Here is a 21,643-nt window from a genome sequence, read left to right as displayed (position 1 = left end):
CGATGGAGCGGACCCACTACGAGCTGGCGCGGGAGGCGCTGCGGCAGAGCCCGCTGTCCCCGGATGCCTACGCCATCACAGCGGCCACTCTTGCCGTCGTCGACGCCCTCCAGACCGCTCCGGCCGTGGTGGGTAGCAGCCCCGCCGACCAGCTCGTCGACGCCGGTGCCGAGAAGGGTGCGGTGCAGGCATGACGACCCTGCTGATCACGGGAGCAGCCGTCAACGGGGCCGTCCTGCTGGTGGCGCTGGCCCTGGTCGCCGTCGTCGTCGCTGCCGCCATCCGCTCGGCGTCCTGGCTGCGCTGGCAGTGCCCCGCCTGCCCTTCGGTGGTCGAGGGCCCGACCTCTACCGCGGTGCCGCGCATGCAGGCCCACGCCAACCAGCACCTGCTGCAGGACCCGGCCGCCGACGGTGCCCGGTGACGCGGCCGCTCAACGACCCGCTCCCAGAGACGTGCGGCGACGTCCGGGGCCAGGCGGCCGGCGCGCTCCGGCACCGCCGCGCTGGGGAGAAGGCCTGCGCACCGTGCGCTGAGGCGATCCGCCAGTACCGCCGGGAGTGGCGCCGCAACCGCCAGCCGGCGGAGAGCCGGGAGCGGTACCTGCAGCTGGCCCGCGCCCGCAACCGCGCCTTCAAGCGGCTGGCCGACGCCCATAAGGCCGAGTTCCAGCGGCTGCTGCTGCACGAGCAGCGCCGCGAGCTGGAGAAGGCGGCCACCAGATGAGCACCGTCACCCGCATCCTCGCCGGCGGCACCGTCACCGCCCTCCGCCCGGGCGTCCTCGACGACTACCGCGCCCAGCTCGCCGCGCAACGCGCCACCGAGCTCACCCCGGCGCCGGCGGCCCTGACCGATCGCCAGCTGCGGCACCAGATCGGCGTCAACCGCGCCCGCCTGGCCATCACCCGGGCCAAGCTCGACCGCCTCACCGGGACTCACAGCACAGACGACGCGGCAGCGGTCGCCTCCCTCCCCCTGCAGACCCGCGTCCTCACCGACACCGAGATCGTCGAGTGGGAGCAGCTCGCCATCCGCGAGGCCGACCTCGCCCACCGGATCCTCCTCGACGAGCGCCGCCTCGCTGAAACCTGCGGAGGTGCTCGGTGACCACTGCACTCAGGCCGCCTCTGCCCTACTTCGGCGCCAAGCAGCGCATCGCTGAACAGATCGTCGCGTTGTTCCCGGAGCATGAGCACTACGTAGAGCCGTACTGCGGCGGCATGTCCGTGCTCCTGGCGAAGAGCCCCGCCAAGATCGAGACGGTCAACGACCTGGACCACCACCTGGTCAAGTTCTGGCGAGTCCTCCGTGACCGGCCGGACGAGCTCCTGAGGGCATGCGAACTCACACCACACTCCCGGGTCGAGCTGGCCGAGTCCCGCACCACGGACGACTGCGACGACCTTGAGGTGGCCCGTCGCGTCTGGGTGCACCTGACGCAAGGCAGAGCAGGGCTCCGTACTTCGACCGGCTGGCGGTTCTATCTGGACGCCACAGCCACCAACCGAGGTATGCCCGGCTACCTGGATGGTTACCGCGATCGGATGCCCGCTGCTGCCCGTCGCCTCGCCCATGTCTCCCTGGAGTGCCGGGACGCCCTCGACGTTGTCCGGGACTACGGACGGCAGCCCAGCACGCTGCTCTACGTCGATCCGCCCTACCTGCCGGAGACCCGTACAGGCGGCAAGTACCGCCACGAAGCCACCGCCGAGCACCACCGGGAGCTCCTGGGCGTGCTTGCTGGGTGCCGGGCACGGGTGGCGCTGTCCGGGTACGCCTCGGCCTTGTACGCCGAACGCCTGAACGGCTGGCACCAGACCCTCATCAGCGCTTCGACCCAGCAGGCCAACAAGGTCGGCCGAAACGGACGCACCGAAGTCGTCTGGACCAACTACGAGCCCCACCCCGGGCTCTTCGACGCGTCCGTCCCCGGTCAGAGGGCGTGCTGATGTCCATCCGGATGACCTGCCGGGACTGCGGACACAGCCACAGCTACCGGACCCAGGGCCTCGCTGACCACCACTTCCCCAGGCACTCGTGCGCCGCCCAGAACGTTCGCATGGCGCGTCGGCGTCGCCGGGTCGCGCGGGAGCGCTCCTCGGGCGAGCAGCGCGAGTGCACCCACCCTCAGGCCCACCACGAGCACGGCACCCGACTGGCCTACGTCCTCGACAAATGCCGCTGCCGGCCCTGCCGTGACGCCGTCCGCGTGTACGAGAGTGCCCGCTCGCGCCGCATCGCCTACGGCCGACCGGGCTCCTTGGTCGACGCCGATCCCGTGCGTGCACATCTGAAGGACTTGTCCGCCCAGGGCATGGGCTGGAAGCGGGCGGCAGCAGCCGCCGGTGTGGCCAACGGCACTGTGTACGCGATCCTCTACGGCAAGCTGCTGAGCCAGCCGGATCACCCTGAGCACCGACCGCCCCGGAAGCGTGTTCGTCGCGACATCGCGGAGAAGCTGCTCGCCGTCCAGGTCACGCTGGCCGCCGGGGCGCTCGTCGACGGAACCGGTACCCGCCGGCGTCTGCAGGCGCTGGTCGCGATCGGCTGGTCGATGTCCGAACTCGGCCGTCGCCTCGGATGGCAGCCGGCCAACGCCTGGAAGCTGGTCACCGGCGAGGGCCAGGTCACGCATCACACAGCCGCGGGTGTCCGGGCGCTGTACGACGAGCTGTGGAACCAGCCCGTCACGGGAAGCGACCGCGCCACCAAGACGTCAGCCACGAGGGCCAGCCAGCTGGCTGGACGCAACGGCTGGCTGCCGCCGCTCGCCTGGGACGACGACCTGATCGACGACCCCGCCAGCACGCCCAGTTGCGAGAGCGGGACCCGCCGCGACGCGCTCGAGGACATCGTCTGGCTGGCCGACCAGGGCGAGACGCTCACGGCGATCGCACGTCATCTGCAGCTCGCTGAGAGCACCGTCGAGCAGCGGCTCCGCCGTCACGACCGTGTGGACCTGCTGCACCGACTCCGGCCGGTCGCAGCATGAGCGCGCCAGTGGTCTTCGAGGACTGGATGGACGACGGCGCGTGCTCCCGCATGCCCACCTTCACCATCCTCAAGCTGACCATCCAGCAGCGTCTCTGCGGGGACTGCCCGGTGCGGGTGGAGTGCCTCGCGTACGGCCGCCAGCACGGCGCCGAGGGCGACGTCTGGGGCGGTGAGGTCATCACCCGCCCGAAGACCGAGCAGCGCACCTGCCCGCAGTGCGGCTCCCAGTTCGAGACGACCCCGAGCAGCCAGCGCCGGTTCTGCTCTTCCCGGTGCGGTGGCCTGTTCCACTCCCCGCCCAAGCAGCAGCCGGCTCCCCCACGGCCGGCCAGGCGGGCACCGAGTACCTGCGAGATCTGCGGCACCGGGCTCCCCCACCAGCGCCGCCGCTACTGCTCTCGGGAGTGCTGGAACCGAGCACGTGCCCTCGCCGTGAAGCCCGTCACCACCTGCGAGGGATGCGGCACGTCCTTCACCCCGCCCCGCAACCGGCCGACCACAGCCCGGTTCTGCTCCCGCCGCTGCAGCAACAGCCGCTCCCGCACCAGGAAGGACGCCTGATGGACGCCACCCCCACCACCGGCATGACCACGGAGGCCGCCGAGCAGCTCCGCCGCACCTTCCCGCCCACCTCGGTCGGGACGCTGCCCAAGCCGATGCAGAAGAACGCCCCGAAGGGACAGTGCCGCGAGTGCGGCGGCTACCACGGCCTCCCCGCCGTCCACCTCCCCTACGTCGGTCACGCCGCGGTGACGGACCGGCTCCTCAGCGTCGACCCGGGCTGGTCCTGGGAGCCGATGGCCACCGACGAGCGAGGGCTCCCCGCCCTCGACTCCGCCCGCAACCTCTGGATCCGGCTCACGGTCCTCGGGGTGACCCGCATCGGTGTGGGCGACGGGGTCAGCGCCAAGGAGGCCATCGGTGACGCGATCCGCAATGCCGCGATGCGCTTCGGGGTCGCCCTGGACCTGTGGTCCAAGGAGGAGCTGGAGTCCTCGCTCCCACCCGAGCAGCTGCGCGACGCCCCACCATCCGAGCCCGACCGACCGATCAGCGACCTCGACCGGGCACGGAACAGCGCCTGGCTGGCCACCGAGGGCCGCGGCACCGACGACGAGCGCAAGACCCTCCTGACCGACTTCCTGGCCCAGCACGACGTCACCCCCGAGACCGCCTCCCCCGCCCAGTGGACCGCAGCCGCAGAGAAGTTCTGCCGTGATGACGCCCGCTGACCGCCTGATGGCGCTGCGCTACCTCGCGCACGGCCTCACCGCCGCCGTGAAGGACCAGGAGAAGGTCCTCGAGCAGGTGCAGCAGGCCACGGGCGCGAAGAGCTTCAGCACCCGCTTCGGCGGCATCAGCATGGTCGCCCCCTCCCAGAGCATCGCCGTCGACGACGACGCCCTCCTCGAGCACGTCGAGGAGGACAACCCCGACGAGGTGATCGTCACCCGTACTGTCCGGGAGTCCTACAAGAAGGCGCTTGTCGCCCACCTCGCCATCACCGGCGCGGACGTCATCGACCGCCGCACCGGTGAGGTGGTCACCTGGGCCCGCGTCAAGCACCGCGCCGGCTACCTGCAGGGCCGCCTCACCGACGAAGCTAAGAGCGCCGCCGAGGTCGAGGTCAGGGCCCGCGCCGAGCAGCTCAGCACCTCCCTGCTGGAGGTCACCGATGGCTGACGCCGACCTCGCCACCACCGCGGCCAGTCAGCTCAGCTGGGACCGCGACGGCCAGCTGCGCCGTGCCGGCGAGCACCAGGACGCCGCCTACCGGGCCATCGCCCGCATGTGGGTCTATCACCGCGACCTCGAGCTCGCCGGGATCGAGTACTCCGCCGCGAAGAGCCGCTACGAGCGCCTCTTGGGGAAGATCGTCGTCACCGAGCGGGCCGCCGGCGAGCGCTCCGCCGAGGTCTGCATCCACAAGGCGATGCAGGACGACGACGTCTACGTCGCCCGCGTCCAGTACCGCGCCGCCGAGCAGCGGGTGTCCGCCGACAAGGAAGCGCTGCGGATCCTGCACGCCGAGCTCGATGACGACCGCACCCGGCGCGCCGACGACCGTGCAGCCGGCGCCTGGCAGGCCAGGAGCCAGACGTGAGCCCCCGCAGCACTGGCCCGACCCTGGGCATGCGACAGGCCGCCTACGACCGGGACAACCGGCGCTGCCGCCGGTGCGGTACCGCCCGCGGCCCCCACTCCCTCCACCACCGCCAGAACCGCGGCATGGGCGGCAGCCGACAGGTCAACACCCTGAGCCGCCTCGTCGTGCTCTGCGGCACCGGCACCACCGGCTGCCACGGCTGGATCACCGAGCACCCCGCCGAGGCCTACGCCACCGGCTGGCTGATCCGCAAGCTCAGCCCCGACGACCCCGAGCAGATCCCCCTCGTCACCGTCTACGGCGAGCGGTTCTTCCTCCTCCACAGCGGCGGCGTGACCACCCTCTCCACCACCCCTGACCCCTGGACGGAGGCGCACTCCTGATGCCCCGGGACCCCCGCACCTACATCACCGTGCACGACGGCATGCCCGACCACCCGAAGATCGAAGGCCTCTCCGACGCCGCGTTCCGGCTCCTCGTCACCTGCTGGTGCTGGTGCTCCAAGAACCGCACCGACGGCCACATCAAGCAGTCCTCCTGGTCCAAGCGCGGCACCGCCCGCGCCCGGAAGGAGCTCATCGACGAGGGCCTGGTGGAGGCCACCGACACCGGCGTCGTCATGCACGACTACCTCGAGCACCAGCGCTCCGCTGCCGAGGTCGACGACCTCAGCCGCAAGCGCGCCGAGGCAGGCCGGAAGGGCGGAGCAAAGTCGGGGCAGACCCGAAGCGCTGCACCTACCAAGAGCCGAAGCAAGAGCAAAGCAAGTGCTTCACCAAGTGCTCAGCAAACGGGAACCAAAACGGAAGCAGATACAGATACAGAAAAGACAGAACCTAACGGTTCTGGTGCTCCGCACCCCCCAGCCGACGTCGAAGAGGCACCCAGCCGCAACGCAGGCACCCTCGTCGCCGAGTGGATCGAGCACTGCCGCCGCCGACCACCGAACAACGTCATCGGGCAGATCAGCAAGCACTGCCGCGCGCTCCTCGAGGAGGGCATCGACTACGACGACGTCCGTAGCGGCCTGCAGGCCTGGTGGCAGCGCGGGGACCTGCACCCGTCGGTGCTGCCGTCCCTGGTGAACGAGGTCATCAACGGAGGCACCAGCCGCCGCGGCACCGGCTACGGCGCCCGCCAGACCGAGACCGACGACTTCTTCGCCCGGGCCGCCGAGCGCGCCGCCGCCCTCGACGCCCAGACCGGGACCGACCCGAGCGACCCGCGGAGCCCGCTGGCGGTGGTCCGATGAACCGCACCGAGACTCTGCTGCTGCTGCGGAAGGTCAAGGCCTACTGCCCCAGCCAGGTCATGGACGAGCTCACCCCCGACGCCTGGGCCGAGGTGCTCAGCGGCATCAGCTTCGCCAACGCTGACCTCGCGCTCCGCCACATCGTCGGCGCCCCGCTCGAGCTGGGCCGCTCCCGCTACGTCGAGCCCGGGCACATCATCGCCGGCGTCCGCTCGATCATCGCGCGCCGCCTCGCCGACTACGGCGCCATCGAGCTCCCCGACTGGTTCGACCCCGACGTCCACGACTACGCCACCACCCTGCAGGCCATCCGCCACCGCATCGGCGAAGGCGACCGTGACCCCGACATCGCCGCGATCGCTCGCTCCGTGCAGCCTCGAGCCATCACCCGAGGCGAGCGATGACCGACCTGACCCCACCCCACGACTTCGCCGCCGAGCAGGCCGTCCTCGGCGCCATGCTGATCAGCCGCGACGCCATCACCACCGTCACCAGCCTGCTCAGCGGCCCCGACTTCTACCGACCTGCCCACGAGTTCGTCTTCGACGCCATCACCGCCCTCGACGGCACCGGCCGACCCGTCGACCCGGTCACCGTCGGCGACGAGCTCCGCAGTCGCGGCACCCTGGCCAACGGCGGCGGGCTGCCGTACCTGGCTGAGCTGTTCGCCGCGGTCGACGTGGCCGCCAACGCCGGCTACCACGCCCAGCTGATCCGCACCGCCGCCGACCGCCGCCGGCTCATCGACCTCGCCGCGCACATCAGCCAGCGCGCCCACGACCCCGAAGCCGACCCCATCGCCCTCGTCGAGAAGGCCCGGCTCGCCCTGGACGCTGCCACCCCCATCACCGGCCGGCTCCGCACCGTCGACGAGATCCTCCCCGACGTCATCGACGAGCTCCAGGCCCTCCAGCGCGACGGCCGCCGCATGGGCCACCCGTTCCCCTGGCGCGAGGTCAACGAACGCCTCCACGGCCTCGTCCCCGGCCGGTTCTTCGTCCTCGGCGCCCGCCCCGCCCAGGGCAAGAGCATGTTCGCCCAGAACTGTGCTGAGTCCGTCGCCGCCACCGGGCAGCAGGTCCTCTACCTGTCCCTCGAGATGACGCAGGGCGAGGTCACCCGCCGGATGCTCTCCAACGCCTCCCGGGTCTCGATGAACCGGCTGCAGACCGGCCAGCTCGCCGACTCCGACTGGGAACGGATCGCCGACGGGCAGACCCGGATCCCGACGTCGATCGCCTTCGACGAGGACCCCCGCCAGACCGTCGGCACCATGCGTCGCGCCGTCCAGGACCTCCTCCGCCGCGGCCCCGTCGGCCTCGTCATCCTCGACTACATCCAGCTCGTGACCCCCGGCGACGCGAACATCCCCCGCCAGGAGCAGGTGTCGCAGCTGTCCCGCGGCTGCAAGCTCCTCGCCAAGGAGTTCGCCGTCCCGGTGCTGGCCCTCGCCCAGATGAACCGCGGCATCGAGACCCGCGCCGACAAGAAGCCCGTGCTCTCCGACCTCCGCGAGTCCGGGTCCCTCGAGCAGGACGCCGACGTCGTGCTCTTCCTCCAGCGCGGCGAGGGCGAGGCCGACTCCTGGGTCACCCTCCACTGCGCCAAGTTCCGCCACGGCCAGACCTTCGCCCTCGACATGTCCTTCGAGGGCCACTACTCCCGCATCGCCGAGATCGCATGAACACCCCGAGGAGCACCATGACGATGACCACCTGCGGCAGCTGCGCCGAGCCCGTCACCGACGGCTACCTCTGCCGCCGCTGCACCAACCAGACCGCCGCCCGCCTCGGCTCCATCGCCGACAACTGGGCCGACCTGCAGACCACCATCACCCGCCAGGACCAGCTCGGCCCCCAGGACGAGCGCCCCACCCAGCGCGCCGTCCCCACCGCCCTCCTCACCTCCACCGACGACCCCGAGGTCGCCACCCGGCTGCTCCGCATGGGCGCCCCGGCGAAGATGCACGCCGCCGACGTTGCCCGCCAGGTCCGCGCCTTCCTCCACGGCGACCGGACCACCGCCTGGTCCGGCTGGGTCGCCCACGTCGCGCTACACGTCCGCCGCACGCCCGCTGGCACCAGCGTCCGCAGCGCCTGCACCTTCCTCGCCACCTACGTCGACCGGTACCGCCTGGTCGAGAACGCCGGCCAGCTCGCGATCGCCACCCGCGACCTCGACCTCAAGATCCAGAAGACCATCGACCTGCCCAAGAACCGGTCCACCATCTTCGTCGGCCCCTGCCCCGAGGTCGTCCAAGGCGAGCGTCAGCAGGTGCCCTGCCCCGGCGAGCTGTGGGCCGCGATCCCACAGGAGACCGACGCCCCACCAACGATCACCTGCCGCGCCTGCCGCCGCACCTGGTCCTCCTGGGAGTGGACCCGCCTGGGCCGCCGCGTCCACGTCCGCACCAAGAGCCAGCCCACCCCCCAGTCCGCCTGACCACCCGAAGGAGCACCACCATGGCCGACCGCACCGGCATCGAATGGACCGACGCCACCTGGAACCCCGTCACCGGCTGCACCAAGGTGTCGCCCGGCTGCGACCACTGCTACGCCGAGACCATCGCCCACCGCTTCGACGGCACCGCGGCCTACCCCGCCGGCTTCGACGTCACCTTGAGACCCGAGCGCTTGAACCAGCCCCTGCACTGGAAGCGCCCCCGCAGGGTCTTCGTCAACAGCATGTCCGACCTCTTCCATGACCAGATCCCGGACGACTACATCGCCGAGGTCTGGGCCGTGATGTCGATCGCCAAGCTGCACACCTTCCAGGTGCTGACCAAGCGGCCCGGCCGGATGCGCTCCCTTCTCCGGTCCGCCCTGTTCCGCCTGATGGTCAACGCGCACCGCCTGCAGCGGGGCGTGTCGGTGCTGCCCGACTCGCGCCGCCCGGACGGCACCTACGCCTGGCCGCTGCCCAACGTGTGGCTCGGCGTCTCCACCGAGGACCAGCGCTGGGCCAACGTCCGGGTGCCCGTCCTGCTGGGCACCCCTGCAACGGTCCGCTTCGTCTCCGCCGAACCCCTACTCGGACCGATCGACCTCGACGACCTGGGTGGCATCAGCTCCCTTGCCGCCGACTGGGCCGGCGGACCCGGCGGAGGCACCGGCGCCCCGCACCCGCTCCTCGACTGGGTCATCGTCGGCGGCGAGTCCGGCCACGGCGCCCGACCCATGCACCCCGACTGGGCCCGCGCACTCCGCGACCAGTGCACCAGCGCTGGCGTCGCCTTCCACTTCAAGCAGTGGGGCGAATGGGTCACCGAGGACCAGTCCCCCGACGACATCGTGCTGCCACCCACCTCGTGGAAGCACCTCGGAAACGACGAACCGAGCGTCTGGAAGGTCGGCAAGAGGGCTGCCGGCCGCGAGCTGGACGGCCGCACCTGGGATGAGCACCCCTCGCTGGTGTCGGCATGACCACCCGTCTCCCAGGCCTTCGCCCCGGCGGATTGATCGACAGCGACCGTCAAGCGATCGAGCACTTGGACTGGGTGCCGGAGCTGCCGTGCGAGCACGACAGGTGCCAGACCAGCCGCCCCGCCACCCACCGGCTGACTGCCCGTTGCGGCTGCTTCGCGCTGATGTGCACCCCGTGCACCCAGCGCTCCCTCGCGGCCTGGTCACGCCTCCCGCTCCCCATTCGCGTCGTCTGCACCGAATGCCGGACGGAGTTGGTAATCCTCACGCTCCCCGCGATCCAGGTGGTCCCGCTGTGACCGAGCCGTCAACCCTGGAGCGCTACTACGCCAGCCTCACGCGCCAGCACAACGAGCTCCGCGCGCAGGAGGCCGACTGGCGCCGCCGCGGCACCCGCGCCGAGTCCACCATCCAGCGCCTGCGTCTGATGCTCGCCGTCGAGGGCTCGACCGTCGCCACCCGCGACGTCCTCAGCCTCCTCGACGACGACCCCGAAGCACCTGACTACGTCGCCGTTCTCACCACCTGCCCGACGTGTCGACCAACCACCCAGGAGAACCAGTGAGCACCACCACTCAACCCGACCCACAGCCCTACCTCACCGAGGTCGCCCCGGACATCTACCAGCGGCCGGAGCCGGTCACCCTCGACGAGCACCTGCGCTTCCTCGCCGCATCCGGACTCGCCGCCGCAGCCACCAGCCTCGACCAGCTGCCGGACCGGGAGCTCTTCGGTATCGAGCTCAGAGCCGCGTGGCAGCAGTGGCACCTCAACTTCCACGTGCTCAGCGGCTCCTTCGTCACGCACCTCCTCCTCACCGAGCTCCGCGAAGCCGATCCTGAGCGGGCCGCGAGGGTCAGTCAGCGGATCATCGAGGAGTACGACTTCGGCGACACCTTCGGCGAGTGGCTGTTCCACTGGACCAGCCAGTACGGACTCGACGCCGAGCGGATCACCAGCGAGGCCCGAGCCGCCGTTCAGGCCGCCAACGACGGTGCCCGGTGACTGCCCCGACCGTCGATGTGGCGCGGCTGCGGTACCTGCTGAACTTCGACACCCCCGCGCAGTGGCGCGACCGCGAGCTGGCTGTGGCTGCGGTGAACGCGCTGGGCCCGCTGCTGGACCAGCTGGCCGCCGCGGAGCAGGAGCGTGACGACGCCCGCGCGATCATCGTCGAGGCGGCCCTGGAGACGTACCTGCCGGAGGGGGCGGAGATCGTCGTCTCCACCTTGCTGCGTGTCCGGGGTGAGGCCAGACGCGACCGCGAGGCGCTGGCCGCATTCCGCACTGAGGCCTACCGCGTGGCCAAGCGGCTGATGCGCAGGGCGCGCGCCGCGGAGCGTCACGAGGCGCGCGCCCTGCGGCAGCAGGAGGAGGCTCGCGAGGCGCTGGCTCGGGTGGAGGCGGTTGCCGCCCGGTGGGTGCACGAGGAGTGGGCGAGGCACGCCGTCGAGGATGTCCGCACCGCTCTCCGCCCGCAGCAGGAGCAGGGGGCCGGCTCGTGAGCCGCCGCCTGAACCCGTGCCGTCGCTGCGGTGACCAGCCCGAGGGGCCGACCAAGGAGCACCGCTTCACGCTCCGCCGCGGCCTGACCCGCCACGACGACCGCCTCTGCTCCGCCTGCCGACAGGGCCGGCCGACCCACGCCGAGATCGTGGCCACCATCCGCCGCTTCCGAGGACGGGCAGCATGACGTCCGCCGAGCAGAAATGGGAGCGCGCAGCCGCTCAGGCGGACGCGGAACGCCCGTACTGGCTTCGCCGCACGATGCGCCGCCGCGACCAGCCGCCGAGCCCCCTGGCCGTCCTGCTGGTCATGGTGGTGGTGCTCGCTGTCCTCCTGGGCATGGTCGCGCTGGGGGTCGCTCAGTGACCGGCCAGCCGAAGTGCGGGATGCCTCGGGCCATGGCCGCCGCCAGCGTCGCCCTGGCCGCCGTCTGGCTGACCGGACTCGGGCTGCTCGCCATCACCCTGCGCTGCGCCCGCCAAGCCGAGGAGGACCAGCGTGCCCGGTGACAAGCCCGCCGGGTGGCTCCTCGACGTCGACCGGCTCCGAGCAGCCGGGCTGCCAGTGCCCAGCGACGAAGCCGACCGGCACCGGCTCGCCGCAGCTGTCACCTGGGGCTACGGCACCGGCCTCGCCGTCGGCCTAGCGAAGGACGACCGGCCCGGACCACCCAACCCCTACACCCGACCCGAGGAGACCCGATGACGACAACGACGCCTCAGACGCACGAGACCGAGGACGACTTCCTCGACGCCGCGCACGACGACCACCTGCTGGTCCGCGCAGGCGGAGAGCTGTGGCTCGGCTGGGAGACCGAGGACGGGGACTGGTACTTTTGCCGGCCAGCGAGCGAGGATGACCCGCTGGGGCCCGAGGGCGACCGCTGGCGGCCAGTGGGCCCGACGCCGCTGTCCTCACTCCCGTTCCCCGTCGTGGTCGTCCACGCTAACGAGGCGCTCGAGGTGGGGACTGACTCGATAGACGAGACTCACCTGAGCCGTCAGCGTGCGTGGAGCGAGACCACGTTCGGCCCAGGCGCTCGCACTAGGGGCGTCGTCGACCACATCCGCAAGGAGCTGCGGGAGATCGAGGCGGCCCCCGACGACCTGGGCGAGTGGGTTGACGTGGTGATCCTGGCCCTCGACGGCGCTTGGCGCAGCGGCGCCAGCCCCAAGCAGATCATCGCCGCCATCCGCGCTAAGCAGGCGCGGAACGAGTCACGCACGTGGCCAGACTGGCGCACGATGTCACCCGACCAGGCGATCGAGCACGTCCGCACCGCGGAGCCCGGCCGTGGCTGAGCAGTCCACGGCAACCCTGGCGGCCTTCGTGCTGGCCCGCATCGCCGATGACGAGGAGCGCGCCCTCTTCGTCCAGCGAGAGGTGGCCGCGGGCCGCGGGCCGGAGACCCATCAAGCTTGGCGGCTCGGCTGGCACGACGAATACGACCTGCTGTGCATCGAGCCCGAGCGCGCGCTGGCCGAGTGTGAGGCGAAGCGGGCGATCGTGCACCAGCAGGAGGCATGGGACCAGGACCCGACGTTGCTGTGGGTGGTGCACAACCTGGCCTTGCCGTACGCCAGCCACCCCGAGTACCGCGAGGAGTGGGACTGGCGTCCTCCTGGCCCTCACCGGAGTCGCGGCTGATGGCCTGGCTCAAGGTGAGCTCGGTGGCTGTGCTGGGCACCCGGTTCACCATGGTGCGCCCTGACCGAGGCTGGGGCGGGGCGTACGGGATGCAGCGTCGTCCCCCGCGCTGGGCTTGCCAGATGTGCGGCCGCGAGGGCCTCGGCGACGAGACGGGTCCCACCGGCGACTGGTCGCAGGCCTGTCGCAGAGGGCACGCCCCGTGCGACTGGTGCGGGCGGATGCTCACCATCAAGATGGACGGCCAGCCGCGGGTCCATGCTCGCTGCCCGGAGCGCAGCCCCGCGCCTCCACCCTTGCATAATGACAAGGTATGACGTAGACTGTACTTGTCATCGAGTCGAGGGGGTGAGAACATGAACAAGGACACCAAGAAGGTGATCAAGGCGCTGGAGGAGCAGGGGTTCACCTGCATCACCAACCGCCGTGGTCATACACACGTCTCCCTCGACGGGGTGCACGTCACGTGGCTGGCTGGTAGCCCCAGCGACCACAGGTCGTGGAAGAACGCGATCGCCGCGCTGCGGCGGGCAGGGTTCGAGTGGCCCCGTTGAGGAAAGGCCCGGCCGGGGAGCATCCGAAGTGCCCCCCGGCCGGGCCGGTCAGCCTCCATCATCCACCCGATCCCAGCAGGAGCACCAGCTATGGAGTACACCGTCACCGTCGACCTGGCGGAACCCTTCGGCGACGAGGACGCCGTCGACCGCGCCTTCACCCAGCTCGCCGACTACCACGTCAGCCTCGTGGCCACGCCCGTGGGCGGACTGGCCGCGGTGCTGGTCCTCGACGCGCCCACCATCCGGCAGGCCACCAGCACCTCGCTCGCCGTCACCGAGGCGGCCGAGCTCCACCCCGTCGGCATCCACGTCCTCACCACCACCGACTGGGAGCGGCGGATGAACTCCACCGACATCCCGCCGCTGGTGTCCGTGCAGGAGGCCGCCGACATCCTCGGGGTCACCCGCCAGGCCGTCCTGTCCCGCATCGGCTACGGCACCCTCCCGTCGGTCAAGGTCGGCACCGTCAACGTGATCCCGCTGGCCGCCGTGCAGCGCCCCACGGACGGGCAGCAGCCGAAGTGACCACCCTCACTGAGTTCCTGCTGGCACGCATCGCCGAGGACGAGGCGGTGGCGCAGGGGGTGCGTCCTCACGAGAACTTGAGCACGCGCGACCTCACCGACCTGGGCTTCGTGAACCGCGACGGATACGCCCGCTGCACGGTCACGTCCGGGCGGGTACTGGCCGAGTGCGAGGCGAAGCGGCGGATCGTGACTGCGGCTCGGGACTACAGCCCAGAGCTGGAGCACGGGGACAACGGCGAGTGGGCGCTGGAGATGGCTCTGCAGGCGCTCGCGCTGCCGTACGCCGAGCACGAGGACTACCGCGAGGAGTGGCGACCATGACGGTTCGGTGGGTCACGGTTCCTGTGGCCGCACGGGTACTGCGTTGCCCGGAGCGCACCATCCGCCGGCTGGTGCAGGACCAGCGGGTGACGTCGCGCCGGCCCTCACCCCGCCGCACCTACGTCGAGCTCGAGGAGGTCCGCCGCCTCGTCCGCCCCAGCGTCGTCGAGGTCTCCATTGCCCACTTGACGGGACGCCGTTAGCCTTCTCTTGGCTGGTCATCCGTCTCGGAGTGACTGGCCGTTCGCGTACCCGGAGCCTCGCGTTCCTGGGATGGCGCAGCTCAGTGCACCAGGGGTGGGCCGCAAGTCGCAGGGGATGGGTGCTCCGCCCTCGCGAGCCGAGCACGACTTCCACTCCCCTCACACCGGGCTTTGCCCGGCAGCCTGGCACTCCTACCCCGCATCGCCATAACGCCGCCCGCACGGCCCGGGCAGTGTCGGCTCGGCGATCGCGGCAGCGTGGAGCGGCTGCCGGGCAATGTGATCCTCCGCTGGGACTCGTCGACCGGCAGCACACTCAACCGGGCACGGCCCCACTCGCTGCGTGAGCGCGAGTCCCAGCGCGAGCGCACGACAGAGCTTGGGCGTCCTACAGAACGACGAACTCGCTGTCTGTGTAGGCGCTCGTCACGGGGCCGCCAGCAACCCACTGCCAAGCACCCGGAGATAGGTGCATCACCGAGTCTGGCTCCTGGATGGTCAGGACCCCGTTGGTCTCGCCGATGCGATACGAGCAGTCGTCCCCGTACTTGCTCGTCACCGACGTGCCCTCTTCGTTCGTGTATCCCACGCTGAATGCCATGCGCTGAGTCTGCCCTCGCGGTGGTGCAGAAGGAACGGGGGCCGGCCCATGACAGCCGTGCACCACAAGCTCGACGTGTACGGCGCGGACTTGTACCTGTGCCGCTCGGTCAAGGAGTGGCGCAAGCTACGGAGGACCGTCGACAGCCTGGGTGATGACCCGACGTCGCAGGGCGCCACGAGCATCGACGTGAACCCGACGAACGGCGAGTACGCGGTCACCATCTACGTGCACCCCGGCCTCACCGACGAGGCGGAGCGCGTCGAGTGCGTCGCCCACGAGGCAGCCCACGCCGCCCGCATGATTCTCGACCACGTCGGGGAGACGGGGCGCACGTGGGAGACGGAGCCGTATCTGGTCGGCTGGATCGCCGGCTGGGTCTGGCGCCACCTCGGCTGACCGACCCCGGGCCGGGACCCCCTCCCCGGGGGTCATCGCTGCCACCGGGGGTTCAGCGAACTCCGGGATGTACGGGTTCCCGCCTCCTGGGAGGTGACACAACGTGGGCCTCAAGGTCTGCATCACCCCCGGGTGCGGCACGCTCACTCGCACGACCCGCTGCCCCAGATGCCGATCCGCTCGCGAGCGGGACCGAGGCACGAAGCAGCAGCGAGGCTACGACCGAGACCACGACCAGCACCGGGCCGACATCCAGCGGCGCATCGACGCCGGTGAGACCGTCACCTGCTGGCGATGCCACACGCGCCTCCTTGGCCGCCACTGGCACCTCGACCACACCGACGACCGCACGGAGTACCGCGGGCCCGCCTGCGCCCCGTGCAACCTCCACCTCGCCGCCGCCAGCCAGCCCCGACCACCCGACCACGGGGTGGGGGGAGGGGCGAGCAGCCCACCCGGCCAGAACCCTTCGGGAGGGGCCTGAGGGGTGTGACGGGTTCAGACTTCCCCCACCCGGGGGTTGCTCGGCGCGACGCCGAGCTGGGATCGAGAGGCGGCGCGATGCCGCCCGAGGAGTTGATGAGCGATGCCTCGAGGAGGTGCACGGAACCGGTCTGGGCCGGCTCCGACGGAGGGCTCGGAGCGGTCGGAGCGTCGTGGCTACTCACTGACGGCGCTACCGGCGGAGGGCTACGACGGCCCCGTGCCGGAGTGGCCGCTGCCGGCGCACTCGCACGGCCTGCCCGACGACGCCGCGGACTGGCTCCGCGAGCGCGAGCAGGCCACCGATGCCCGGGAGCTCGAGCTGTGGGAGTGGGCCTGGCGCACCCCGCAGGCGTGCGCCTGGTCGCTGCCTTCGGAGCAGTGGCGTGCACAGTCCGTGGCCCGCTGGGTCCGGCAGGCGGTCCTCTGCGAGCGTCCGAGCGCCAAGGCGGCCGACCACGGCCAGCTGCACCGGTACGCCGACCAGATCGGCCTGACGACGGCGGGGCTGCGTGAGATGGGCTGGAAGGTCGCCGTCGACGAGCTGGCGGGTCGCCGCGCGCACACCGGCAAGGAGCAGGAGGCCGGGCCGCCGGCGGCGCCGCGTGCTCGCCGTCTCCGGGCTGCTGGTGATCAGTGACGCGGTCGGGACGGTCGACTTCCCGACTCTCGGAGACCTGGTCGACGGCTGGATCGAGCAGCACTGCCTGATCCCTGACGGGTTCCAGCGGGGCAAGCCGTTCGTCCAGTACGACTGGCAGTTCTGGTGCACCGCGAACCACTACCGGATCCGTGAGGACGTGAAGTTCGACCCGGAGAGGCCGCCGATGAACCAGGCCTTCACCTACCGGCGATCGCAGGTGGTGGCTCCGCAGAAGGTGGGCAAGGGCCCGTGGGCTGCCTGCCTCACCGCCAACGAGGCTGTCGGGCCGGCGTTGTTCGCCGGCTGGGCCCGACGGGGCGACGCGTACCAGTGTGAGGACCACGGCTGTCCCTGCGGCTGGTACTTCGCCTACGAGCCCGGGGAGCCGATGGGCACCCGTCACCCGTCGCCGTTGATCCAGCTGACGGCGAACTCCCAGGACCAGGTCGACAACACCTGGCGGCCCCTGACCGCGATGATCCGCAAGCCCGGCTCCAGGCTGGGCAAGCTCCTCCTCCCCCGGGAGGACTTCATCCGGGTGGTCGGAGAGAACGATGACGACCCCGAGCTGGACCGGATCGACATGGTCACCTCATCGGCCCGCTCCCGGGTGGGGAACCCGATCTCCAGCTTCCTCCACGACGAGTCCGGCTTCTACACGAAGCAGAACAAGATGTGGGACGTCGCGGACGCCCAGCGCCGCGGCGCCGCCGGCATGGGCGGGCGCGGAGTGGAGACCACAAACTGCTGGGACCCGTCCACGGAGTCGGTGGCGCAGAGCACCTACGAGACCCACTCCGCCGACGTCTTCCGGTTCTGGCGCAACCCCGACACGAACCCGCGCCTCCGAGGCCACGACGGGAAGCCGCTGTCCTACGGGACAAAGGTGAACCGACGCCGGATCCACGCCTACGTCTACGAGGGCTCCGACCACGTGAACCTGGACAGCATCGAGGCCGAGGCAGCCGAGCTCGTGGCCCGCGACCCGGCGCAGGCCGAACGGTTCTTCGGCAACCGGGTCGTCGCCGGCGGCGGGTCGTGGCTGCCGGACGGTCTCTGGGAAGGACGACGAGCTGATGTGGTTGCCACCGCCTGAGCCCGGCACCAGCATCGCGGCGGGCTTCGACGGCAGCCTGAACGACGACTGGACCGCCATCAAGGCCGAGACCCGCGACGGGTACATCTTCACCCCCCGCTACGGCCCCGACCGCCGTCCGACCATCTGGAACCCAGCCGAGTGGGGCGGCCTGATCCCCCGCCAGCAGGTGCGCGAGGCCTGGGACGAGGTCGTGGAGACCTACGACCTGCGGCGTGCCTACTGCGACCCCGGCTTCCACGACGAGACCTCGTGGGAGAGCGACATCGAGGACTGGGCCGCCGAGTGGGGCGAGAAGGTGTTCATCTCCTGGCCCACGACGAGCATGCAGCGCATGTACCCGGCGATCCGCAGGTTCGAGTCGGACCTGACCGCGCTCATCACCCACGACGGCTGCCCGCTGACTATCCGCCACATGCGCAACGCCCGCAAGCTCCCGATCCGCAGGGTCTACACCCTCGGCAAGCCGGCCCAGCACCAGAAGATCGACCTGGCCGTCACCTCCATCCTCGCCCACGAGGCGGCGTCCGACGTCCGCTCTGAGGGCTGGCCGAGCCGGGAACCGACCGACACCCGCGTCATCTGCTTCACGTAGAGGGGAGGCCTCGGCACATGGTGGCTCTCCCGAGTGAGCACGAGGACACGGTCCGGCGGCTGATGCGGCAGGTGCGCACCCGGGAGCCGGAGTTCACCCGCCTCGACCGCTACTACGAGGGCAAGCAGCGCCTGGAGCACATCGGCCTCGCGGTGCCGCCGGAGCTGCGCCGGTTCGAGACCGTGGTCAACGTGCCCCGGATGGCGGTCGACGAGGTGGAGGGCCGCCAGAACCTGGCGGGCTTCCAGCGGTCCGGCAAGGTGGCGATCGACAAGCGCCTGCGTGAGGCGTGGGACTACAACAACCTCGACTCCCAGTCCTCCTCGTGCCACAAGGACGCACGGCTCTTCGGGCGGTCCTTCGTCACCGTCTCCACCAACGACGTGTCCAGTGAGCCGCCGCTGATCACGGTCGAGTCCCCGGAGGGCTTCGCAGTCGACGTGTCCCCACGCCGGTCGATGCGGGCTGCGCTGCGGGTTTACCGCGACGACGTGGACCGCCGCCAGTACGCCACCCTGTACCTGCCCGACGTCACCTACTGGCTCGTGCGGAGCGGGTCCGGCTGGGAGCTCAGCGAGGACGCCGACGAGCACAAGCTCGGCCGGGTGCCCGTCGTGATGTTTCTCAACCGGCCGCGCACCGGACGCTGGAACGGCGTGTCGGAGATGGCGGACGTGATGGGCCTGACCGACTCCATCGCCCGGATCATCACCAACATGCAGGTCGCCGGGGAGACCCTGGCACTGCCGCACCGGTGGGCCGCGGGGATGAAGAAGGACGACTTCGTCGACCGTAACGGGAAGCCCCTCCCGACGTGGGAGGCGTACATGACCGCCATCAAGGCCACCGAGAACCCCGAGGCCAAGTTCGGCTCCTTCGCCACCGCCGACCTGGACAACTTCCACGACGCGGTCAACAACATGCTTGCCTGGTGCGCCGCGGTGCTCGGGCTCCCCACGCGCTACGCCGGCCAGCAGGAGGTCAACCCGGCCTCCGAGGGCGCCATCCGCGCCGACGAGGCCCGACTCATCAAGAACGTCGAGCGGAAGAACCGCCACGACGGCGACTCCTGGGCCTGGGTGATGAGCCTGCACGAGCGGTTCCGCACCGGGCGCTGGCCGAAGCCGAACTCGATCCGCACCATCTGGCACGACCCGGCCACCCCGACCAAGTCCCAGATCGCCGACGCCGCGGTCAAGCTTCACACCGAGGGCATCTTGTCCCGCGAGGGTGTGTGGGACGAGATGGGCTGGGACGAGACCCGCAAGGATCGCGAGCGGGCCTACTTCGCCGCCGAGGCGCTGGACCCGCTCACCGAGCGACTGCTGCAGGACCGTGCTGACAGCGGCGCGTGAGCACCACCGCGAAGCGCAGCGGCTCACGCGGTCCGTCGTCGCCGCGGTGGGCAGCAGCAAGCTGGCGGCCGTCGTCGCTGCCCACCAGGCCGAAGCGGTCGACCTCGCGGTTCACGCAGTCGGGGAGGCGCTCAGCGAGCAGGGGCTCGACCAGGCGGTGGCCGCGAGGCTGAACGTCGCAGCGCTCGTGACCCCGTCCACCGTGCTGCTGGCGCTCCTGGAGCAGACGGAATCCCGAGCGGGCGTGGCCCGGCTCGCACACACGCTGGTCGCTGACGCCGGACGCAGCGGCCAGATGGTCGACTTCGCCCGTCGCCCAGCTGTGCAGAGCTACGTGCGGGTCGTGAACCCACCGTGCTGCGGCCGCTGCGCGGTCCTCGCCGGACGGGCCTACCCCTACTCGACGGGGTTCCGCCGCCACCCGGTCTGCGACTGCACCATGGCCCCCAGCGGCGCCGACGTCCCCGCCAGCCTGATCACCGACCCGCAGCAGCTGGCCCGAGCCGGGAAGGTCCGCGGCCTCTCTCGTGCAGACGAGCAGGCGGTCAGCCTCGGGGCAGCCGTCGACCAGGTCGTCAACGTCCGCCGCCGCTCCGCCGGCCTGACGGTCGGCTCCAGCGTCCTGCAGCGCGGCCGCCGCCCCACCCCCGAGGGGATCCTGCGCGCCACCAGCGACCGCGAGCAGCAGCTCAGTCTGCTCCGCGTGCACGGCTACCTCGCGTAGCCCCAGATCATCCCGGGCAACGGGCCCGGGCCACTCCGCGATGGAGGAACCCATGTACGGCACCAACAGCATCGTCTCGGCCGCGACGGCAGGGCAGTGCGACTTCGACAACCTGATCGCCATCCGCGACGGCATCATCGCCAGGAACCACGACCGCTTCGCGGGCTACACCATGGTGGACAGCGGCGCCGACGGCGGCTCCGAGGGCCAGGGTGGCTCCGGCGACTCGCGCAACGCCGGCTCCGGCGCAGGGGCAGGCGGTGCCGGCGGCCAGATCGGCTCCGGGTCCGAAGGCAGCGGGACGGGCGCGAAGTCCGGCACCGGCGACGACAAGGACGACGACGAGCCGCTCGGCCCCGGCGGCAAGAAGGCGCTCCAGGCTGAGCGCGACGGGCGGAAGCAGCTCGAGCAGCAGCTCCAGCAGCTCCAGCAGTCGCAGAAGGACCAGATGGCCGCCCTGGCCAAGGCCTTCGGCTTCGAGCCCGACAAGAAGGCCTCCACCGACGACCTCGTGAGCCAGCTGCAGCAGCAGGTGGCCGAGATGACCCACAACGCTGACGTCGACCGGATCGCCCGGGACCACAACATCAGCGACCCCGACGACATCAAGCTCCTCCGGTCCGCGAAGGACTCCGAGCTGATGGAGCAGCTGGCCAAGCGGCTCAAGAGCGCTGGCCAGCAGCAGCAGAACGGCACCCCGCGCCCCGACCGGTCGGTCGGGCGCGGGTCCGGCGACGACAAGGGCGCGACGTCCACCGTCTCCTCCGGCCGGGACCTCTTCCGGGACCGGCACAAGAAGAACTGACCCCTTCCAACAAGGAGAACCCCTATGCCTCGCATGAAGAGCGAGACCATCGGTGGTGGCGACCAGTCCTGGCTCGCGTCCGACCACGGCATCACCAACTGCCGCACGTCGGTGCTGGACGTGTCCGCCTTCACCAAGGCCACCCACTACCCGAACGGCTACTTCCCGTCCGGGCTCGAGGTCAACGTGGCCTCCGAGTCCGCCGTGAAGCCGTGGACCGGCGCGGCGACCGAGAAGCTCGGCTTCCTGTTCACCGACCAGTCCACCGACGGCACCGCCGACATCCCGGCGCCGATCCTGCGACACGGGATGGTCAAGACCGCGCGTCTGCCCGTCGCCCACGTCGCCCCCACCGCTGGTGACGCCTCCGGGTTCACCTTCATCACCGAGGCAGGTGCCTGACC

Annotated in this window: 36 protein-coding genes; 35 read left to right on the top strand and 1 reads right to left on the bottom strand. The window is 71.0% G+C overall.

Annotated features, from left to right (window positions below; translation table 11 throughout):
• The first annotated feature begins 2 nt into the window (after nt 1-2).
• The 27 genes from BLT52_RS04640 (at nt 3) to BLT52_RS04500 (ending at nt 14,335) form a co-directional block, all read left to right on the top strand.
• A complete protein-coding gene (locus BLT52_RS04640) occupies nt 3-194 on the top strand; it encodes a hypothetical protein (RefSeq protein WP_090591105.1) in 192 nt (63 codons plus the stop codon).
• Nucleotides 191-424 carry a hypothetical protein gene (locus BLT52_RS04635; protein WP_090591103.1) on the top strand — a complete coding sequence of 78 codons (234 nt, stop codon included), beginning with the start codon at nt 191-193 and terminating at the stop codon, nt 422-424. Before BLT52_RS04640 ends, BLT52_RS04635 begins: the two co-directional genes overlap by 4 nt.
• Entirely contained in the window at nt 421-726 is a 306-nt protein-coding gene (locus BLT52_RS04630; protein WP_090591101.1) for a hypothetical protein, read from the top strand. Before BLT52_RS04635 ends, BLT52_RS04630 begins: the two co-directional genes overlap by 4 nt.
• Entirely contained in the window at nt 723-1,109 is a 387-nt protein-coding gene (locus BLT52_RS04625; protein WP_090591099.1) for a hypothetical protein, read from the top strand. The genes BLT52_RS04630 and BLT52_RS04625 overlap by 4 nt, the downstream gene beginning before the upstream one ends.
• On the top strand, nt 1,106-1,951 hold the full coding sequence (locus tag BLT52_RS04620) for a DNA adenine methylase (protein ID WP_197679186.1): 846 nt from the start codon (nt 1,106-1,108) through the stop codon (nt 1,949-1,951). The genes BLT52_RS04625 and BLT52_RS04620 overlap by 4 nt, the downstream gene beginning before the upstream one ends.
• Nucleotides 1,951-2,994: a hypothetical protein gene (locus BLT52_RS04615; protein ID WP_157676976.1), complete on the top strand. Its 1,044-nt coding sequence runs from the start codon at nt 1,951-1,953 to the stop codon at nt 2,992-2,994. The genes BLT52_RS04620 and BLT52_RS04615 overlap by 1 nt, the downstream gene beginning before the upstream one ends.
• Entirely contained in the window at nt 2,991-3,557 is a 567-nt protein-coding gene (locus tag BLT52_RS04610) for a WhiB family transcriptional regulator (protein ID WP_157676975.1), read from the top strand. Before BLT52_RS04615 ends, BLT52_RS04610 begins: the two co-directional genes overlap by 4 nt.
• Nucleotides 3,557-4,228 carry a hypothetical protein gene (locus BLT52_RS04605; protein WP_090591093.1) on the top strand — a complete coding sequence of 224 codons (672 nt, stop codon included), beginning with the start codon at nt 3,557-3,559 and terminating at the stop codon, nt 4,226-4,228. Before BLT52_RS04610 ends, BLT52_RS04605 begins: the two co-directional genes overlap by 1 nt.
• Nucleotides 4,212-4,679, top strand: coding sequence for a hypothetical protein (locus tag BLT52_RS04600; RefSeq protein ID WP_157676974.1), 468 nt, complete (start codon nt 4,212-4,214; stop codon nt 4,677-4,679). Before BLT52_RS04605 ends, BLT52_RS04600 begins: the two co-directional genes overlap by 17 nt.
• The gene (locus BLT52_RS04595) at nt 4,672-5,100 is read left to right on the top strand and encodes a hypothetical protein (RefSeq protein WP_090591089.1); all 429 of its coding nucleotides are present in this window, start codon (nt 4,672-4,674) and stop codon (nt 5,098-5,100) included. The genes BLT52_RS04600 and BLT52_RS04595 overlap by 8 nt, the downstream gene beginning before the upstream one ends.
• A complete protein-coding gene (locus tag BLT52_RS04590; RefSeq protein ID WP_090591087.1) occupies nt 5,097-5,486 on the top strand; it encodes a hypothetical protein in 390 nt (129 codons plus the stop codon). Before BLT52_RS04595 ends, BLT52_RS04590 begins: the two co-directional genes overlap by 4 nt.
• Nucleotides 5,486-6,355: a hypothetical protein gene (locus BLT52_RS20705; protein ID WP_157676973.1), complete on the top strand. Its 870-nt coding sequence runs from the start codon at nt 5,486-5,488 to the stop codon at nt 6,353-6,355. The genes BLT52_RS04590 and BLT52_RS20705 overlap by 1 nt, the downstream gene beginning before the upstream one ends.
• Nucleotides 6,352-6,759, top strand: coding sequence for a hypothetical protein (locus tag BLT52_RS04575; protein ID WP_090591080.1), 408 nt, complete (start codon nt 6,352-6,354; stop codon nt 6,757-6,759). Before BLT52_RS20705 ends, BLT52_RS04575 begins: the two co-directional genes overlap by 4 nt.
• The gene (locus BLT52_RS04570) at nt 6,756-8,039 is read left to right on the top strand and encodes a replicative DNA helicase (protein WP_090591079.1); all 1,284 of its coding nucleotides are present in this window, start codon (nt 6,756-6,758) and stop codon (nt 8,037-8,039) included. Before BLT52_RS04575 ends, BLT52_RS04570 begins: the two co-directional genes overlap by 4 nt.
• A 17-nt stretch (nt 8,040-8,056) precedes the next feature.
• A complete protein-coding gene (locus BLT52_RS04565) occupies nt 8,057-8,797 on the top strand; it encodes a hypothetical protein (protein ID WP_090591077.1) in 741 nt (246 codons plus the stop codon).
• Nucleotides 8,798-8,817: 20 nt separating this feature from the next.
• A complete protein-coding gene (locus BLT52_RS04560; RefSeq protein WP_090591076.1) occupies nt 8,818-9,777 on the top strand; it encodes a DUF5131 family protein in 960 nt (319 codons plus the stop codon).
• A gap of 295 nt (nt 9,778-10,072) precedes the next feature.
• Nucleotides 10,073-10,342, top strand: a complete 270-nt coding sequence (locus tag BLT52_RS04550; protein WP_090591072.1) for a hypothetical protein — start codon at nt 10,073-10,075, stop codon at nt 10,340-10,342.
• Nucleotides 10,339-10,782 (top strand): hypothetical protein, encoded by a 444-nt coding sequence (locus BLT52_RS04545; protein WP_090591070.1) that lies wholly within the window; start codon nt 10,339-10,341, stop codon nt 10,780-10,782. Before BLT52_RS04550 ends, BLT52_RS04545 begins: the two co-directional genes overlap by 4 nt.
• Nucleotides 10,779-11,282 carry a hypothetical protein gene (locus tag BLT52_RS04540; protein ID WP_090591068.1) on the top strand — a complete coding sequence of 168 codons (504 nt, stop codon included), beginning with the start codon at nt 10,779-10,781 and terminating at the stop codon, nt 11,280-11,282. The genes BLT52_RS04545 and BLT52_RS04540 overlap by 4 nt, the downstream gene beginning before the upstream one ends.
• Nucleotides 11,279-11,470 (top strand): hypothetical protein, encoded by a 192-nt coding sequence (locus tag BLT52_RS04535; protein ID WP_090591066.1) that lies wholly within the window; start codon nt 11,279-11,281, stop codon nt 11,468-11,470. Before BLT52_RS04540 ends, BLT52_RS04535 begins: the two co-directional genes overlap by 4 nt.
• Nucleotides 11,467-11,649, top strand: coding sequence for a hypothetical protein (locus BLT52_RS04530; RefSeq protein ID WP_090591063.1), 183 nt, complete (start codon nt 11,467-11,469; stop codon nt 11,647-11,649). The genes BLT52_RS04535 and BLT52_RS04530 overlap by 4 nt, the downstream gene beginning before the upstream one ends.
• A gap of 132 nt (nt 11,650-11,781) precedes the next feature.
• Nucleotides 11,782-11,988 carry a hypothetical protein gene (locus BLT52_RS04525; RefSeq protein WP_090591061.1) on the top strand — a complete coding sequence of 69 codons (207 nt, stop codon included), beginning with the start codon at nt 11,782-11,784 and terminating at the stop codon, nt 11,986-11,988.
• Nucleotides 11,985-12,584, top strand: coding sequence for a dATP/dGTP pyrophosphohydrolase domain-containing protein (locus BLT52_RS04520; RefSeq protein ID WP_090591059.1), 600 nt, complete (start codon nt 11,985-11,987; stop codon nt 12,582-12,584). The genes BLT52_RS04525 and BLT52_RS04520 overlap by 4 nt, the downstream gene beginning before the upstream one ends.
• On the top strand, nt 12,577-12,930 hold the full coding sequence (locus tag BLT52_RS04515; protein ID WP_090591057.1) for a DUF6221 family protein: 354 nt from the start codon (nt 12,577-12,579) through the stop codon (nt 12,928-12,930). The genes BLT52_RS04520 and BLT52_RS04515 overlap by 8 nt, the downstream gene beginning before the upstream one ends.
• Before the next feature lie 356 nt (nt 12,931-13,286).
• Nucleotides 13,287-13,484, top strand: a complete 198-nt coding sequence (locus tag BLT52_RS04510; RefSeq protein WP_090591054.1) for a hypothetical protein — start codon at nt 13,287-13,289, stop codon at nt 13,482-13,484.
• A gap of 90 nt (nt 13,485-13,574) precedes the next feature.
• Entirely contained in the window at nt 13,575-14,012 is a 438-nt protein-coding gene (locus tag BLT52_RS04505; RefSeq protein WP_090591051.1) for a helix-turn-helix domain-containing protein, read from the top strand.
• A complete protein-coding gene (locus BLT52_RS04500) occupies nt 14,009-14,335 on the top strand; it encodes a DUF6221 family protein (RefSeq protein ID WP_090591049.1) in 327 nt (108 codons plus the stop codon). The genes BLT52_RS04505 and BLT52_RS04500 overlap by 4 nt, the downstream gene beginning before the upstream one ends.
• A 591-nt stretch (nt 14,336-14,926) precedes the next feature.
• Here the strand turns inward: BLT52_RS04500 and BLT52_RS04490 are convergent.
• A complete protein-coding gene (locus tag BLT52_RS04490) occupies nt 14,927-15,139 on the bottom strand; it encodes a hypothetical protein (RefSeq protein WP_090591045.1) in 213 nt (70 codons plus the stop codon).
• Between the two features lie 48 nt (nt 15,140-15,187).
• Here BLT52_RS04490 and BLT52_RS04485 point away from each other — a divergent pair, with 48 nt between their 5' ends.
• The 8 genes from BLT52_RS04485 (at nt 15,188) to BLT52_RS04455 (ending at nt 21,641) form a co-directional block, all read left to right on the top strand.
• Entirely contained in the window at nt 15,188-15,538 is a 351-nt protein-coding gene (locus BLT52_RS04485; RefSeq protein ID WP_090591043.1) for a hypothetical protein, read from the top strand.
• Between the two features lie 703 nt (nt 15,539-16,241).
• Nucleotides 16,242-16,661, top strand: coding sequence for a hypothetical protein (locus BLT52_RS04480; protein WP_197679185.1), 420 nt, complete (start codon nt 16,242-16,244; stop codon nt 16,659-16,661).
• A complete protein-coding gene (locus BLT52_RS04475; protein ID WP_231946498.1) occupies nt 16,627-17,760 on the top strand; it encodes a terminase in 1,134 nt (377 codons plus the stop codon). Before BLT52_RS04480 ends, BLT52_RS04475 begins: the two co-directional genes overlap by 35 nt.
• Nucleotides 17,741-18,355 (top strand): terminase, encoded by a 615-nt coding sequence (locus tag BLT52_RS21025; RefSeq protein ID WP_172803988.1) that lies wholly within the window; start codon nt 17,741-17,743, stop codon nt 18,353-18,355. Before BLT52_RS04475 ends, BLT52_RS21025 begins: the two co-directional genes overlap by 20 nt.
• A gap of 17 nt (nt 18,356-18,372) precedes the next feature.
• Nucleotides 18,373-19,710, top strand: coding sequence for a phage portal protein (locus BLT52_RS04470; protein ID WP_090591039.1), 1,338 nt, complete (start codon nt 18,373-18,375; stop codon nt 19,708-19,710).
• Nucleotides 19,711-19,756: 46 nt separating this feature from the next.
• Nucleotides 19,757-20,434 carry a VG15 protein gene (locus BLT52_RS04465; protein WP_157676972.1) on the top strand — a complete coding sequence of 226 codons (678 nt, stop codon included), beginning with the start codon at nt 19,757-19,759 and terminating at the stop codon, nt 20,432-20,434.
• Nucleotides 20,435-20,486: 52 nt separating this feature from the next.
• Complete coding sequence (locus BLT52_RS04460; RefSeq protein ID WP_090591035.1) at nt 20,487-21,239, top strand: hypothetical protein; 753 nt, start codon at nt 20,487-20,489, stop codon at nt 21,237-21,239.
• A 24-nt stretch (nt 21,240-21,263) separates the two neighbouring features.
• Nucleotides 21,264-21,641 (top strand): potassium transporter, encoded by a 378-nt coding sequence (locus BLT52_RS04455; RefSeq protein ID WP_157676971.1) that lies wholly within the window; start codon nt 21,264-21,266, stop codon nt 21,639-21,641.
• Nucleotides 21,642-21,643: the final 2 nt, after the last annotated feature.

It is taken from the genome of Auraticoccus monumenti, assembly GCF_900101785.1.
GTDB lineage: Bacteria > Actinomycetota > Actinomycetes > Propionibacteriales > Propionibacteriaceae > Auraticoccus > Auraticoccus monumenti.
This window is presented reverse-complemented; position numbering and strand designations above follow the sequence as displayed.